Origin of the sequence: Cellulomonas sp. ICMP 17802 (genome assembly GCF_041295535.1) — a bacterium.
Lineage (GTDB): Bacteria > Actinomycetota > Actinomycetes > Actinomycetales > Cellulomonadaceae > Cellulomonas.
In genome coordinates, this window is sequence record NZ_JBGFQZ010000002.1 from 44,909 (window position 1) to 58,959 (window position 14,051).

The 14,051-nt window shown below is 72.9% G+C and carries 14 protein-coding genes and 1 tRNA gene; 8 read left to right on the forward strand and 7 right to left on the reverse strand.

What is annotated here, in order from left to right; translation table 11 throughout:
* The first annotated feature begins 62 nt into the window (after positions 1-62).
* Positions 63-1,283 carry a TIGR03862 family flavoprotein gene (locus AB5970_RS03785; RefSeq protein WP_370502575.1) on the forward strand — a complete coding sequence of 407 codons (1,221 nt, stop codon included), beginning with the start codon at positions 63-65 and terminating at the stop codon, positions 1,281-1,283.
* Between the two features lie 17 nt (positions 1,284-1,300).
* Here AB5970_RS03785 and AB5970_RS03790 read toward each other — a convergent pair whose 3' ends face one another.
* Positions 1,301-1,720: a hypothetical protein gene (locus AB5970_RS03790; RefSeq protein ID WP_370502576.1), complete on the reverse strand. Its 420-nt coding sequence runs from the start codon at positions 1,718-1,720 to the stop codon at positions 1,301-1,303.
* Positions 1,721-1,804: 84 nt separating this feature from the next.
* On the opposite strand from AB5970_RS03790, the gene AB5970_RS03795 reads away from it, so the two are divergent.
* Both AB5970_RS03795 and AB5970_RS03800 read left to right on the forward strand, forming a co-directional pair.
* Complete coding sequence (locus AB5970_RS03795; RefSeq protein WP_370502577.1) at positions 1,805-2,212, forward strand: YkvA family protein; 408 nt, start codon at positions 1,805-1,807, stop codon at positions 2,210-2,212.
* 126 nt (positions 2,213-2,338) lie between these two features.
* Positions 2,339-3,349: a hypothetical protein gene (locus AB5970_RS03800; RefSeq protein ID WP_370502578.1), complete on the forward strand. Its 1,011-nt coding sequence runs from the start codon at positions 2,339-2,341 to the stop codon at positions 3,347-3,349.
* 63 nt (positions 3,350-3,412) lie between these two features.
* On the opposite strand, the gene AB5970_RS03805 is transcribed toward AB5970_RS03800, so the two are convergent.
* Both AB5970_RS03805 and AB5970_RS03810 read right to left on the reverse strand, forming a co-directional pair.
* Positions 3,413-3,598 carry a hypothetical protein gene (locus AB5970_RS03805; protein ID WP_370502579.1) on the reverse strand — a complete coding sequence of 62 codons (186 nt, stop codon included), beginning with the start codon at positions 3,596-3,598 and terminating at the stop codon, positions 3,413-3,415.
* A 232-nt stretch (positions 3,599-3,830) separates the two neighbouring features.
* A tRNA-Ser gene (locus AB5970_RS03810) sits at positions 3,831-3,915 on the reverse strand.
* A 135-nt stretch (positions 3,916-4,050) separates the two neighbouring features.
* Here AB5970_RS03810 and AB5970_RS03815 point away from each other — a divergent pair.
* Positions 4,051-4,416 (forward strand): VOC family protein, encoded by a 366-nt coding sequence (locus AB5970_RS03815; protein ID WP_370502580.1) that lies wholly within the window; start codon positions 4,051-4,053, stop codon positions 4,414-4,416.
* Positions 4,417-4,465: 49 nt separating this feature from the next.
* Positions 4,466-5,290: an inositol monophosphatase family protein gene (locus AB5970_RS03820; protein WP_370502581.1), complete on the forward strand. Its 825-nt coding sequence runs from the start codon at positions 4,466-4,468 to the stop codon at positions 5,288-5,290.
* Here the strand turns inward: AB5970_RS03820 and sthA are convergent.
* From sthA to AB5970_RS03835, 3 genes are all read right to left on the reverse strand, one after another.
* On the reverse strand, positions 5,280-6,743 hold the full coding sequence (gene sthA, locus AB5970_RS03825) for a Si-specific NAD(P)(+) transhydrogenase (protein ID WP_370502582.1): 1,464 nt from the start codon (positions 6,741-6,743) through the stop codon (positions 5,280-5,282). The two genes, AB5970_RS03820 and sthA, sit on opposite strands and share 11 nt — an antisense overlap.
* Positions 6,744-6,798: 55 nt before the next feature.
* The gene (locus tag AB5970_RS03830) at positions 6,799-8,097 is read right to left on the reverse strand and encodes an HNH endonuclease signature motif containing protein (protein ID WP_370502583.1); all 1,299 of its coding nucleotides are present in this window, start codon (positions 8,095-8,097) and stop codon (positions 6,799-6,801) included.
* Between the two features lie 688 nt (positions 8,098-8,785).
* On the reverse strand, positions 8,786-9,592 hold the full coding sequence (locus AB5970_RS03835; RefSeq protein WP_370502584.1) for a DeoR/GlpR family DNA-binding transcription regulator: 807 nt from the start codon (positions 9,590-9,592) through the stop codon (positions 8,786-8,788).
* 87 nt (positions 9,593-9,679) lie between these two features.
* Between AB5970_RS03835 and AB5970_RS03840 the strand changes: the two genes are divergently transcribed.
* Complete coding sequence (locus AB5970_RS03840) at positions 9,680-10,981, forward strand: alpha-glucosidase/alpha-galactosidase (protein WP_370502585.1); 1,302 nt, start codon at positions 9,680-9,682, stop codon at positions 10,979-10,981.
* The gene (locus tag AB5970_RS03845; RefSeq protein WP_370502586.1) at positions 10,978-11,829 is read left to right on the forward strand and encodes a class II fructose-bisphosphate aldolase; all 852 of its coding nucleotides are present in this window, start codon (positions 10,978-10,980) and stop codon (positions 11,827-11,829) included. The genes AB5970_RS03840 and AB5970_RS03845 overlap by 4 nt, the downstream gene beginning before the upstream one ends.
* Before the next feature lie 126 nt (positions 11,830-11,955).
* Here the strand turns inward: AB5970_RS03845 and AB5970_RS03850 are convergent, their stop codons facing one another.
* Positions 11,956-13,023, reverse strand: a complete 1,068-nt coding sequence (locus AB5970_RS03850; RefSeq protein WP_370502587.1) for an amidohydrolase family protein — start codon at positions 13,021-13,023, stop codon at positions 11,956-11,958.
* 137 nt (positions 13,024-13,160) lie between these two features.
* On the opposite strand from AB5970_RS03850, the gene AB5970_RS03855 reads away from it, so the two are divergent.
* Positions 13,161-14,045 (forward strand): SIS domain-containing protein, encoded by an 885-nt coding sequence (locus tag AB5970_RS03855; protein ID WP_370502588.1) that lies wholly within the window; start codon positions 13,161-13,163, stop codon positions 14,043-14,045.
* Positions 14,046-14,051: the final 6 nt, after the last annotated feature.

Here is a 14,051-nt window from a genome sequence, read left to right on the forward strand (position 1 = left end):
CCCGCGGTCCGTTACGTTCGGTGGATGCCGACGCCCGCGCTCGAGCCCGCCGGGCTCCCCGCATGAGCACGGCGACCGTGATCGGCGGTGGACCCGCGGGGTTGGCCGCCGCTGAGGTCCTCGCGCGCGCCGGGGTGGCGGTGACGGTGTACGACCGGATGCCGTCGGTCGGCCGCAAGTTCCTGCTCGCCGGCCACGGCGGGCTCAACATCACGCACACCGAGGAGCGGGACCGGTTCCTGGCGCGGTACGGCAGCTCGGCGGACCGCCTCGCGCCGATGCTCGACGTGTTCGGACCGGAGGATCTGCGCGACTGGTGCGCGGGCCTGGGGGAGCCGACGTTCGTCGGGTCGAGCGGCCGCGTGTTCCCCCGGTCGTTCCGCTCGACCCCGCTGGTGCGGGCGTGGCTGGCGCGGCTCGCGGACCTCGGCGTCCGGATCGAGCGGCGGCACCGGTGGACGGGGTGGACCGACGCGCCCGGCGGGCTCCGGTTCACGGGCGACGACGGAGCGCAGAGCGAGGTCGTCGGCGACGCGACCGTGTTCGCGCTCGGCGGGGCGTCGTGGCCCCGGCTCGGTGCGGACGAGGGCTGGGTGGGACTGTTCACCGAGCGGGGTGTCGCCGTGACTCCGCTGCGGGCCGCGAACGTCGGCGTCCGCGTCGGGTGGTCGGAGACGTTCGCGGAGAGGTTCGAGGGCACGCCCCTCAAGCAGGTGGGTCTGCGCGTCGGCGGCTCGGCGGGGCCGGCGGCGCGCGGGGACGCCATGGTCACGCGCACCGGGCTCGAGGGTGGACCCGTCTACGCGGTCGGCGCCGCGATCCGCGACGCCCTCGACGCCGACGGGCGGTGCGTCGTCGAGGTCGACCTGCGCCCAGACCTCACGATCGACCAGCTGGCCGACCGGCTGCAGCGGCGTCGACCCAAGGACTCCGGCTCGAACTGGCTACGGCGCTCGATCGGCCTCGACCCGGTCGCGATCGCGCTGGTGCGCGAGGCGGGCGGCGGCCCGATGACCACCGATCCCGCCGCGATGGCGCGGCTGGTCAAGGCGGTCCCGGTGGTGGTCGCCGCCACGATGCCTCTCGCGCGCGCCATCTCGACAGCGGGGGGCATCGCGTGGTCGGAGGTCGACGAGTCGCTCATGCTGCGCGCGATGCCCGGCACGTTCGTCGCGGGCGAGATGCTCGACTGGGACGCACCCACCGGCGGCTACCTGCTGCAGGCCTCGTTCAGCACCGGGGTGGTCGCAGCCCGGGGGGCTCTCGCCTGGCTCGCTCACTGAGCCGGGCGCTCCGGGCCTCAGCCGCAGTCGTCGCAGATGCCCGTCGCCGGGAGGGTCATCGAGCAGGTCGGGCAGATGGCGGCGACCGCCTCCCGGGCAGGGGTCGCCCGCGGGACCGGGGTGCGCGTGGGGCGCGGTCGCGGGGCCCGCACCGGTGACGCCGGCTCCGACACCTCGAATCCCCGCCTGCGCAGGATCGCGACGGCATCCTGCATCCCGCCGCTGAAGTCGTCGGACGTCGCCAGCCGCCCGGTGGCGAACCGGTGGGCGACGCCGAGCACCGCCCTCGCGTCGTAGGAACGGCCGTCGTGGCGCAGCGTCCAGGCCGGCGCCGGCTCGAAGCCGTAGACGTCCAGGAACTGCGCGCCCCCGCGCTCGTCGTACTCGGCGAGCGCCTGGAGCACGTGCTGACTCGAGACGGAGGAGAAGGTGGCCACGACCTGGGAGCGTACGTCGAACCGGGCCGGATCTCCCCTGCGCGGGTACGGTGACGGCCACGATCGACGACGAACGGAGCCGGGATGCCGGGCTGGGCCTGGTCGCTGGTCGGCCTCGTCGGCGGGCTCGTCCTGCTGTGGCTGGCGCTGGTTGCGGTCCTCTGGGTCACCCGACCCGACGAGCTCCGCCTCCGGGACCTGCTGCGGCTGCTGCCCGACGTCGTGCGGTTGGTGCGCCGGCTCGCCGCGGACGCCGGCCTGCCCCGCGGCGTGCGCGTCCGGCTCTGGCTGCTGCTGGGCTACCTCGCGCTGCCGATCGACCTCGTCCCGGACTTCATCCCCGTGCTCGGCTATGCCGACGACGCCGTCGTCGTGGCGCTGGTGCTCCGCTCCGTCGTCCGCCACGCCGGGGCCGAGGCGGTGACGCGGCACTGGCCGGGGACGCCCGAGGGCCTGGCCGCGCTGCAGCGGCTCGTGGGATCGCCCGGCTGAGTGGCGGCGTGGCCCTCGCGGGGTCGCACGAGGTGCGGCGTCGGTCTCAACTCAGACCGGCGGTTCGTCGATGTGTTGCGTGTGACGGATGCGACCGGACCGATCGATCGAGCGCTGGACCGTCTGGTGAAGGCGTACGAGACGGCGAACCTCCCGCCGATCCGTCCTGCGGGCGACGTCGACGCCGTCCTCGCGGAGATCCGCAAGGAGATCTCGCCCCTGCGGCTCCCGGCCGAGCTGGAGCGGTTCTGGCGACGGGTCGACCCCGACTCGATCACCGTCGCGCCCTACCCGCGGCCGACCAGTCCAGCGTTCGCGCTGCGCTGCTGGACGACGGACCGCGACGGGTTCGCCCAGTGCCCCCGGCTGCTGTTCCCGGTCGCGTACGAGAGCCACGGCTTCCTGTTCGTCGAGCTGGAGGACGGGCGAGGCAGCGGCGACGTCGTCCTGGAGTGGGCTTACGCGGGGTCGCCGTACTACGTGCGGTTTCCGACGCTGTCGGCCTACGTCGACCTGCTCGCGACGATGATCGAGCTCGAGGAGTTCACTCGCCACCAGCAGGGCACGCACCAGTACGTGGAGTTCGACCCCGAGGGCCGCTGGAACGACGCTGTGGCCGTGCGCCTCTCGGCCGCCCAGCCGCTCCACCACTACGGCCACGCGCGAGAGCTCGACGAGCGCCTGCTCCACTGGCCGCAGCACTGGCTGGTCTCGAGCGGGGTGGCCCCCGAGACCCGCACCCTTCGCGGGGCCACCACGACCGTCGCCGAGCTGCTCGAGCACGTGGCGACGACGGGCGCCGTCGCCGAGGGGACACTGCGCGTCGCACTCCAGGGCATCGTCGGGTCGGCCGCCGGCAGCCGGGTCTCCGTCTCCGACGGGACCGGTGTCCTCGACGTCTGGTGCCCGTCGGCGGTGAGCACGTACCTGTCCACGAGCTCCGAGTTCGAGTTCGACGTCGTCGTGCGCCCGACCACCGGACCCTCCGGGGACTGGAGCCGCGAGCACGGGGAGATCCAGTCGGCCGCGCTGGCGGGCGACATCGAAGGCGCACAGGCTGCGGCGACGGAGCTGTACGCGAAGGCGTTCCTCACGCCGGCGACGGCGGAAGCGACGGCGATCCGACCGATCGTGTGACGGGCGGACCTCGCCAGCCCTTGACCGGTGGGCCGACCACGCCGCGTTGCGCGCCGTGCGACGTCACCGCCTGCGCGCGGACCTGACGACGAGGACCAGCCCGAGGATGGCGATGATCGGGCCGAGGATCGCCCAGAGGGTCACGCCCGTCATGGCGCTGCCACCGAGGTAGCCGAGGCCCTGGAACGTGAACACCAGCCCCATGACGACGAGCACGGCGCCGAGCACGATGCCGACGGTCTTGTTCACGCGGTCCTCCTGACGGTGGGGATGGGCTCAGCATCGTGCGTTGCTGCGGTGTCCGCCAGGGGCTTCTCGTTCGACCGATGGCCGAGCGCTCGGCGACCGTCGTCAGTCGTGGACCAGTCGGGCTGATCGCTGTCGAGGTGCTGGCCTCAGCTGGCGTCGGGCGGGGGCGTCGCGACGACGCCCGCCGACGACGAAGGGCCCGCGAGCAGCTGCTCGCGGGCCCTTCGGTGCGCGGAGGATGGGGGATTCGAACCCCCGAGGGCTTTCACCCAACACGCTTTCCAAGCGTGCGCCATAGGCCACTAGGCGAATCCTCCCGGCCGACTGAGGATAGCCGAGGTCGGCGGGTGCGCCGAATCCGCCTGCTGACGGCTGTCCGTGCCCCGACCTAGGCTGGTCGGGTTCCGGGCCCGCCACCCGAGGGCCCGCAGAGGAGTGCGAGGAGCGAGGCCATGGCGCACGGCGACATCACGCACATCGACATCCCGGCAGACGACCTCCAGCGGGCGACGAGGTTCTACTCGGAGCTGTTCGGCTGGGACATCAAGGAGTCGCCCGGCTACGAGGGGTACCCGATGTGGGCCGCACCGAACGGCATCAGCGGCGGCGGGATCGCCGCCCGGGCGGGCGACCTGCAGGTGCCGCGCAGCTATGTCGAGGTCGACTCGATCGACGCCACGCTCGCGCGGGCACAGGAGCTCGGCGGGCGCACGATCCTGGCGAAGACGGAGATCTCCCCGACCAGCTGGTGGGCGGCCTTCGAGGACTCGGAGGGCAACCAGCTGGGCCTCTACGAGGGCACGACGGCCACCGACTGACGTCCGGCCCGTTCACCTCGGCGTCACTCGCAGGGGTGATGATGCGCCCATGACGACGCTCATCGCCCAGGACCTCCAGCCCGATGTCGATCTCGCCCTCCGCGCCGTCGATGCCGGTCTGGCGGTGGTCCGGGGGGCGGACGACCGGGCCGTGCTGCGGCTCAAGGGCCCGAACGACCTGGTCACGGCGGTCGACCTGGCGACGGAGGACGCGGTCGTCCGGACTCTGCGCGCGGGATCGGCGCTGCCCGTGCAGGGCGAGGAGGGGTCGCCGGGGGAGGCCGCGGCGGACCGCTGGGTGGTCGACCCGATCGACGGGACCGCGAACTTCGTCGCCGGCCTGCCGCTGGTCGCGTGCACGCTGGCGCGGGTGGTGGACGGCGAGCCCGTGGTCGGCGTCACCGCGGACGTGACCACGGGCGAGGTCGTCTGGGCGTCGCGCGGGGCGGGGACCTGGCGCCGGACGGACGGGGGAGACGTCCGGGTGTCCACCCACGGCGGCCCGCTGGACTCGCTCACGGTGACGGTCGGCGACCTGTCGTGGACGTCCGTCGGACCGTGGCCGCTCGATGCCCGGGCGGCCGTGCTGCGCGAGGTCGCCGCGACGGTGGGCAAGGTGCGCGTGGTCGGCACCTCGGCCACCGAGCTCGCGTGGGTCGCCACGGGCCGGACGTCCGCGTCGATCGCGTTCGGCAACGCGGCCTGGGACGTCGTCGCCGGGGTGGTGCTCGTCCGGGAGGCGGGTGGCGTGGTGCTCGATGCGCGCGGGGAGCCGTGGTCGCTCGCGTCCGACTCGATCCTGGCCGCGGCGACGCCCCAGATCGCCGAGGCGATGGTCGCGGCGGTGGCCCGCGGGCTGGCGGTCACAGGCTGAAGCGGGCCACCTGGCGGATCTTGTTCGTCGCGTCCAGGGCGGCCACCTTGTACGCCTCCGAGAGCGTCGGGTAGTTCAGGACGGTGTCGACCAGGTAGTCGACCGTCCCGCCGCAGGCCATGATCGCCTGGCCGATGTGCACCAGGTCGGTGGCCGACGTCCCGAAGATGTGGACGCCGAGCAGCTCCCGCGTCTCGGTGTGGACCAGCAGCTTGAGCATCCCATAGGAGTCGCCGACGATCTGCCCGCGCGCGAGCTCCCGGTAGCGGGCCACGCCGACCTCGTACGGGACTGCCTCCGCGGTGAGCTCCTCCTCGGTGCGGCCGCAGTAGGAGATCTCGGGGATCGTGTAGATGCCGATGGGCTGCATGGACTGCAGCTCGCGGGCCGGCTCGTCGAACGCGTGGTACGCCGCGAGGCGGCCCTGGTCCATGCTCGTGGCCGCCAGGGCAGGGAAGCCGATGACGTCGCCGACCGCGAAGATGTGCGGCACCGCGGTCCGGTACTGCGCGTCGACGGAGATGCGCCCGCGCGAGTCCGCCGACAGGCCCGCCGCCGCCAGGTTCAGCGCATCCGTCGCCCCTTGCCGGCCCGCGGAGTACATGACGGCGTCGGCGGCGATCCGCTTGCCCGAGACCAGGCGCGTCACGGTGCCGTGCGTGTTGCTGTCGACGCCCGCGACCTCCTCGCCGAACCGGAACGACACCGACAGGTCCCGCAGGTGGAACTTCAGCGACTCGGCCACCTCGGGGTCGCACATCTCGAGCATCGCGGGGCGCTTGTCGATGACCGTGACGCGGGTACCCAGGGCGGCGAACATCGAGGCGTATTCGATGCCGATGATCCCGGCGCCGACCACGACCATCGAGTTGGGCACGTTCTCCAGCGCGAGGACGCCGTCGGAGTCGAGCACCGTGCGCCCGTCGAACTGGACGGTGTTCGGCCGGTGCGGCTTGGACCCGGTGGCGATCACGACAAAACGGGCCGTGAACTGGGTGCGGCGCACGCCGTCGTCGTCGAGGAGCCCCACCGTGTGCTCGTCGAGGAACGACCCGGTGCCGTTGAGGATGTCGATGTGGTTGCGCAGCAGCTGGGCGCGGATGACCTCGTGCTCGCGACCGATCACGTGCTGCGTGCGGGCGAACAGGTCCTCCATCGTGATGTCGGACTTCACGCGGTAGCTCGCGCCGTAGACCTCCCGCTGCGCCATGCCCGTGAGGTACATGACGGCCTCGCGCAGGGTCTTGCTCGGGATGGTGCCCGTGTTCGTCGAGACCCCGCCCATCATGTGCCGGCGTTCGATGATGGCGACCTTGTGCCCGAGCTTGGCGGCGGCGATCGCCGCCTTCTGCCCGCCCGGACCCGTCCCGATCACCACGAGGTCGTAGTCGAAGCGAGCCTCCGCCGCGTCCTGCACCACCGCGGCCTCGCCGGGAACGCCGTCAGTCGCCATACCGGAAGTCTGCCCACAAACCGGTCGCCATGTGAGCCGGCCGCAGGAGCAGCTCTCAGGTGGTCGTGCGCAGCGGTTGTCCGTGCCGGTCGGTGAACCGCCATCGGCCCGACCGGTCGCGCGTGATCTCGATGCCGCGGTCGTGGACCACCTCGTGGTGGTGCCAGCACAGAAGACAGCCGGTGTTGACGTCGGTGGAGCCGTTGTCGCGGTGCCAGTGCTCGGTGTGGTGGACCTCGGACATCGCGGGTGGTGCATCGCAGCCCGGGTACTGGCAGTGGGCGTCGCGGGCGATGATCGCCCTGCGTCTGGCTCCCGTGTAGGTGCGTTCCGTGCGTCCCACGTTCAGGACCTGCGACTCCGCGCCGAACACGACGCGGGTGATCGCCGAGTCGCACGCGAGCCGCGCCAGCACGGTGTCGGGGATGGGTCCGGTGCCGACCAGCTCCGCGACCGCGAACCGCTCGACCTCACGCACGGGTCCTGGCGGACGCGGCGACGCCTCCGCGTTATTGGCGGTGCGCGGGCGGGCACCCGGCGCGCGGTCGAGGGCGCGGTTCAGGGTCTCGAGGTCCACCACGGCGGTGATGTGCGGGCGGTGGGTGCCGGTCGCACCGGTCAGATCCCGGTCGAGGACCAGGCGGGTCAGGTTCACCAGCGCGCCCGCCCGGCGCCGCGGCGCGGGTTCGCCGGCACTGTCCGCCGACGTGCTGGTCATCGCCCGCAAGGCGGCCTGCAGCGCGTGGCCGTGCTCGGTGGTGAGGAAGCCGCGCAGGTGGCAGCCGTCCATCGTCTGCGACAGCGTCACGAACTCCCGGTCCGACGCCTCCACGTACCCCCGATCGTCGGAGGCGGGGTCGGCGTGGGCAGCCCAGCGGCGGGTCAGCACTCGAAACTGCGAGGCCGGCAGCACCCGCCCGAGCTCGAGCAGGAACTCCTCCCCGCACTCGTCGGCGGGAGCGGCCAAGGCCGCGCGGCGGTCCTCGGTGTTGGCGACAGCCGCGATCGCGTGTGCCGCGCCCAGTGGCACGGTGCCATCGACGACCTCGGTCGCCGTCGCGGGGAGGTGATCACGCAACGCCCGCCCGAGCGTCACCAGCCGGGCTGCCTCGCCATGGGGCAGCCGACCCTTGGCAGCCACCCACGTCGTGATCGACCGCGCACCGTCCAGCGACCACCACCCGTCGGCCTCCACCGTCGGGATCGTCCGCGCGGCGATGGCGGACAGGCGCCCCGCCAGCGCCAACGCCTCGCGCACGACGTGGACCGCTGCCTCGCCCTCCAGGCGGTCTGCGGGGTTTGTCGGGTCGGAGACGACCGCGAGCAGATCCACGGCCGCGGTGAGCGTCGCCATCGTGGCCGACGCCCTCGCTGAGGCGGTCGCGCCCACGTCGGTCGCAGGTCGGCAGGCGCACCCCCCGGCGGAGCCGCCACCGGCGGCGAGAGGGGCGGGTACAGCGCCCCCGGAGATCTCCTCGATCGACACCACAGCCCACCTCCTTCCCGCGACTCTGGGGATGGCCCGCCAATCGAGCCCGATATCCCGTCAGAAAGAAGTCTCCCAGCCACCACTGACATTGACCGCGCTATTTGCATCGCATGATGAGACGAGAATCGATGTCACCGTACCTGCAGGTCAGCGCTCCGCGGCTGTGCACATCGAGCCGCCCACAGTCCCGGAAATCGGGACCTCTATCCACAGGAAGAATGTCACCACGGTGCAATTGCGGACAGGAATGCGGGGTCTATGAATGGGTCGAAGGCGATCGCCCCCGCTGAGGCCGATGCTCGAGCGCGCTCGCCGCGGAGCCGCGAGCCTGCGCTCACTCTCCGTGCTGTCGCCACGGAACGCTGGGTTCTTCCGGTGGGCTGTCCCACCTGCATCACGGATGAGGTGCAGCGCCAGCACTTGCCGGACGGGCTGAACGAGGACGTTGCCACCGTTCGCACTGGAGCGGATCTCCTCAGGGTCATCAACTCCGTCTGAGCCGACGCCCGGTGTGCCGGCCGCGACGGTCACCGTCGCGGCCAGGTCGACCGGGCTAGACCTCCACCACGATCACGTCCACGCCCGCGGCGACGATCCGGGCGAGCTCGTCGGGGTCGGCGGTCGTGTCGGTGACCAGCACGTGCACCTGCGAGAGGTCGGCCATCTTCGCCAGGGTGACGCGCCCGACCTTGGACCCGTCGGCGACGACGACGACCCGCTGCGCGTGGCAGACCATCGCGTTGTTGGTGCGGGCCTCGGTCTCGTCGTGGGTGGTCGCGCCGCCGGCGGCGCTGATGCCGTCGGTGCCGAGGATCGCGGTGCCCACGTTGATGGCGTTGAACGTGTTCTCGGCGAGCACGCCGACGGCCTCGAACGAGGTCGACCGCACCACCCCGCCGGTCATGATCACCTTGAGGTTGGGCCTCGACGCGATCTCCATGGCGGTGGTCAGCGCGTTGGTGACGATGGCGAGGTCGGGCCGGTTGGCCAGCACCTTGGCCACCTCGGCGGTGGTGGTGCCACCGCTGATCGCCACGCTGTACGGGCCGGTCGGGATCAGCTCCGCGGCGCGCCGGGCGATCCGCTGCTTGGCCAGCCGGAACTGGGAGTCGCGCAGCCGCACGGGCACCTCGGTCCGCACCGCCGCGGAGGCCCGGGCCCCGCCGTGGGTGCGCACCAGGAGGCCCTGCTCCTCGAGGTCGGCGAGGTCGCGGCGCACGGTTGCCGACGACACGCCCAGGGTGCGCGTGAGCTCCGTCAGCGTGACCGTCGCGCCCGGCTCGAGCAGCGCCAGCACCGCGAGCATCCGGTCCGAGCGCTTGCGCGACGTCGCCCGGGGGACGTCCTCGGTGACTGTCATCTCCACCCCGCTCACTCAGAATGATCACTTCGACTGATCGAACGAGGAATTCTTGCACGAATCGATCAGCCCAGCGATCATCCCAGCATGGCCAAGATCGCGTTCGTCGGCGCCGGCAGCGTCGTGTTCACCCGCCAGCTCGTCGCGGACCTGCTGCGCTTCGGCGACCTCGACCTCGAGCTCGCGCTGCACGACATCGACCGCGAGCGGCTGGACGTCGCCGAGGGCACCGCGCACCGCCTGGTCGAGCAGCTGGGACACCCGGCGCGGATCAGCGCGACCCTGGACCGCAAGACGGCTCTGGACGGCGCCGACTTCGTCATCAACATGATCCAGGTCGGCGGCATCGACGCGACGATCACGGACCTCGAGATCCCCGCGCGCCACGGGCTGCGCCAGACCATCGGGGACACGACCGGCGTCGGCGGGGTGTTCCGCGCTCTGCGCACCTTCCCGGTGCTGACCGGGATCCTCGACGACATGCGTGCGGTGTGCCCCGACGCGCTGCTGCTCAACTACACCAACCCGATGGCGATGAACGTCTGGTGGGCGTCGGTCGTCGCGCCGGAGATCCGCACGTTCGGCCTCTGCCACTCGGTCTACTGGACGGCTCACGACCTCGCCGGCCTGCTCGGCCTCGACGTCGAGCAGACCCGTTTCCGGGCCTTCGGCGTCAACCACCAGTCCTGGCTGCGCGACTGGACGACGCTCGACGGCGAGGACCTCTACCCCCGCCTGAGGGCACGGATTGCCGAGGACCCCGAGCTCGAGCGGCGCGTGCGCGTGGAGATGTTCCGCCGCATCGGCTACTACCCGACCGAGACCAGCGAGCACTCGTCGGAGTACCTCTCCTGGTTCCTGCGGTCCGACGCGCAGGTGGACCGGTTCCGCATCGAGCCGCTGCAGTACATCGGGATCAGCCGCGAGAACGTCGCGGAGTACGAGCAGGCCAAGACGCTCCTGCGCGACGGACGAGACCTGCCGCTCGAGGGCGGCGCCTCGGAGTACGCGCCACAGATCATCCACTCGATCCTGACCGGCACGACGCGCGAGATCCACGTGAACGTGCCCAACCGCGGGCTCATCGACAACCTGCCGGCGGGCGCCGCGGTCGAGGTGCCCGCGCACGTCGACGGCAACGGCGTGGTGCCCATCGCCATGGGTCCGCTCCCCGTCCAGTGCGCGGCGCTGAACCGCACCTACCTCTCCGTCGCCGAGCTCGCCGTCGAGGCGGCACGCACGGGCGACCCACGGCTCGTGCGGCAGGCGGTGCTGGTCGACGGCAACGCGAGCTCGACCCTGACCCCGGCCCAGATCTGGGACCTGTGCAACGAGCTCGTCGCGGCCCACGGCGACCTGCTGCCCGAGCCCCTGCGAGCGCTCCTGTGACGCTCGCGCGCACGCGGGACCTGGTCGACGACGCCGTCGCCAAGGGCACGGCCGTCCTCGCGTTCAACGTCATCACGCTGGAGCACGCCGAGGGCATCGTCGCGGGGCTGGAGCGCGCGGGATCGCCGGGCCTGCTGCAGGTCAGCGAGAACGCCGTCCGCTACCGCCAGGGCCGTCCCGGCCCGCTCCTGGCGGCCTGCCGCGAGCTCGCGGAGCAGGCGACCGTGCCCGTCGCGCTGCACCTGGACCACCTGCAGGACCTGGACCTGCTGCGCGACGGGGTCGCGCAGGCCCGGGTCTACGGCGTCTCGTCGGTGATGGTCGACGCCGCGCACCTCCCGTACGACGACAACGTCGCGACGACCGCGGCGCTGGCGGCCGACGCCCATGCCGCGGAGCTGTGGGTCGAGGCCGAGCTGGGAGAGGTCGGCGGCAAGGACGGCGCCCACGCGCCCGGCGTGCGCACCGACCCGGACGAGGCGGCGGCGTTCGTCGCGGCCACGGGCGTCGACGGGCTCGCGGTGGCCGTCGGCTCGGTGCACGCCATGACGACCGCGACGGCGCACCTCGACCTCGACCTCGTCGCGCGCCTCGCGCAGCGCGTGGCCGTCCCGCTCGTGCTCCACGGCTCCTCGGGCGTCCCGCCGGCGACGCTGCAGGACGCGGTCCGCGCCGGCATCCGCAAGATCAACGTCGGCACCGCCCTCAACGTCGCCCTCACGGCGCAGGTGCGCCGGGCGCTGGCCGCCGACGACCGCCTCACCGACCCGCGGCGCTACCTCGCACCGGCCCGCGACGCGGTCGCCGCGACAGTCGCCGCCACCTGCGCGACGATCCACGCCGCCTGACCGACGCGCGCCCGGACGGGCGGCCACCGCACGGCGCGAGCCCGCGCGCCGAGAGGCCGAGAACCCCCGCCCGGCGCGAGCCCGCGCCCCGAGAGACCGAGCACCCCGCCCGGCGCGGGCCCGCACCTACAGGCCGAGCACCCGCCGCGCGTTCCCCGCGTACAGCGCCTCGAGCGCGTCCGCGCCCAGCCCCAGCCCCGACACGGTCCACCGCCCCTGCGGCGGCACGGCCTCGCCGGGCGCGTAGTCGAACGCCTCGTCCTCGGTCTCGAGGAACCGGAAGTGCGTGGTCAGCGCCTCGTCGTCGAGCGGGAACGCGTCGGTGCCGAACAGGACGCGGTCGCCGAACCGCTCGATGAGTCGTCGGGTCCGCCGCGGCTGCCGCCCGAGCTCCGCCATCCGGCCGCCGATGTCGACGTGCCAGTTCGGCGCCGCGGCGAGCAGCTGCTCCACGCGGTCGAGGTCCTCGGCGCAGCAGCCCACGTGGGCGCCGACGTAGGTGGTCCCCGGCGTCGCCAGCACGAGGGTCTCGAGCGCCGTCATCAACCGGTCGAACGTCGGGTGCACGTCGCGGTCTCCGAACCACCAGTCCGGGTGCGCCTGCAGCTCGTCGATCCGCTCGTTGGACGCGTCCACGGGGTCGAAGAACGCCATCGGGTCCGCGGTGTGGATGAGCACGGGCAGACCCAGCGAGCCGGCCAGCGCGAGCGTCGACACCACGCGAGGGTCGTCGGGCAGCACGAGCGCCCCGGACTCGTCGCGGACCGACAGCCCGAGGTTCTTCCACACCTTCACGCCGCGGGCTCCCCGCGCGGCGCAGTCGCGCAGCTGCGCCGCCAGCAGCTCCGCGCCGGACGGCTGGGCGAGCAGTCCCCAGTCCAGCTGGCAGAACGTGACGAAGCGGTCCGGGTGCGCGCGGTCGTACCGGTCGAGGTTGGCCTCGAGCTCGTCGCCGTGCATCCCGTCGAGGTTGACGATCGCCGCCACGTTGCGGCGGTCCATCAGCGCGAGCAGCTCGTCCACCGACGGGGCCGTCCAGCCCGGCGGCGTCAGCCAGCGGCCCAGGTGGTTGTGCACGTCGATGCAGGCCACAGCGCTGCGCTCGACGCGCGTGGTGGCCGCGGCGAGCCGGCTGCGCGGCTGCCAGTCCGCCAGGCGAAGGTGGGCGGCGGCGGTCCAGTCGGGGGTAGCCACAAGTACGGTCCTCTCGCAGGCGCTCACCAATAGTGAGCGTTTGCCGCAGTTTCATTGCGGATCGATCACTCCGGTACGCAGTATTGCGCACACGGCGCCGAGATCAACCCGGCGGCCGGAGCAGAGAGGCAGCACCCGTGAGCACGAGCATCACCGCGCGAGAGATCGCCAGCCAGCCGACCGTGTGGGCCCGCGCCCTGCAGGACGCGGCCACCACCGGTGCGATCTTCGGCGGCCCGGGCGACCGGGTCCTGGTGCTCGGCTGCGGCACCAGCGCCTTCGTCGCCGAGTCCGTCGCGGTGCTGCGCGAGCAGGCCGGCCTGGGCCTCACGGACGCCGCCTACGCCTCCGAGTGGCGCCCGGGCCGCGCCTACGACCGCGTGGTGGTGATCAGCCGGTCGGGCACCACGAGCGAGGTGCTCGCCGCGCTCGAGCTGGTCGAGCCCGGCACGCCCGTGGCCGCCGTCGTCGGCGTCGACGACAGCCCGATCGCCCGCCGCGCCGACCACGTGCTGCTGCTCGACTACGCCGACGAGGACTCGGTGGTCCAGACGCGCTTCCCGACGACGGTCCTCGCGATCGCCCGCGCCGCGTTCGGCGACGCCACTGACCACCTGCCGGCCGCCGCGGAGCGGGTCCTCGACGCGCCCCTGCCGGTGCCGGTCGACGGCATCGACCACGTGGTCTACCTCGGCACCGGCTGGACCCACGGGCTCGCCCAGGAGGCCGCCCTCAAGGTCCGCGAGGCCGCGCAGGCGTGGTCGGAGTCCTACCCCGTGCTCGACTACCGCCACGGCCCCATCGCGGTGGCCCACCCGGGCACCCTGGTCACGCTGTTCGGCACCGCGGACCCGACGATCGTCGCCGACATCGAGGCCACCGGCGCCCGCGTGCTGGCCACCGACGAGGACCCGCTTGTCCAGCTCGTGCAGGCCCAGCGGTTCGCCGTCGAGCTGGCGGAGAGCCGCGGCCTGAACCCCGACACGCCCCGCCACCTCACCCGCTCCGTCGTCCTGTCCTGACCGCGC

What these genes read in the sequence shown, in the direction of transcription:
- AB5970_RS03785 (WP_370502575.1), top strand. Translation starts at nt 63, where the DNA reads ATGAGCACGGCGACCGTGATCGGCGGTGGACCCGCGGGGTTGGCCGCC.
- AB5970_RS03795 (WP_370502577.1), top strand. Translation starts at nt 1,805, where the DNA reads ATGCCGGGCTGGGCCTGGTCGCTGGTCGGCCTCGTCGGCGGGCTCGTC.
- AB5970_RS03815 (WP_370502580.1), top strand. Translation starts at nt 4,051, where the DNA reads ATGGCGCACGGCGACATCACGCACATCGACATCCCGGCAGACGACCTC.
- AB5970_RS03820 (WP_370502581.1), top strand. Translation starts at nt 4,466, where the DNA reads ATGACGACGCTCATCGCCCAGGACCTCCAGCCCGATGTCGATCTCGCC.
- sthA (WP_370502582.1), bottom strand. Translation starts at nt 6,743, where the DNA reads ATGGCGACTGACGGCGTTCCCGGCGAGGCCGCGGTGGTGCAGGACGCG.
- AB5970_RS03830 (WP_370502583.1), bottom strand. Translation starts at nt 8,097, where the DNA reads ATGGCGACGCTCACCGCGGCCGTGGATCTGCTCGCGGTCGTCTCCGAC.
- AB5970_RS03835 (WP_370502584.1), bottom strand. Translation starts at nt 9,592, where the DNA reads ATGACAGTCACCGAGGACGTCCCCCGGGCGACGTCGCGCAAGCGCTCG.
- AB5970_RS03840 (WP_370502585.1), top strand. Translation starts at nt 9,680, where the DNA reads ATGGCCAAGATCGCGTTCGTCGGCGCCGGCAGCGTCGTGTTCACCCGC.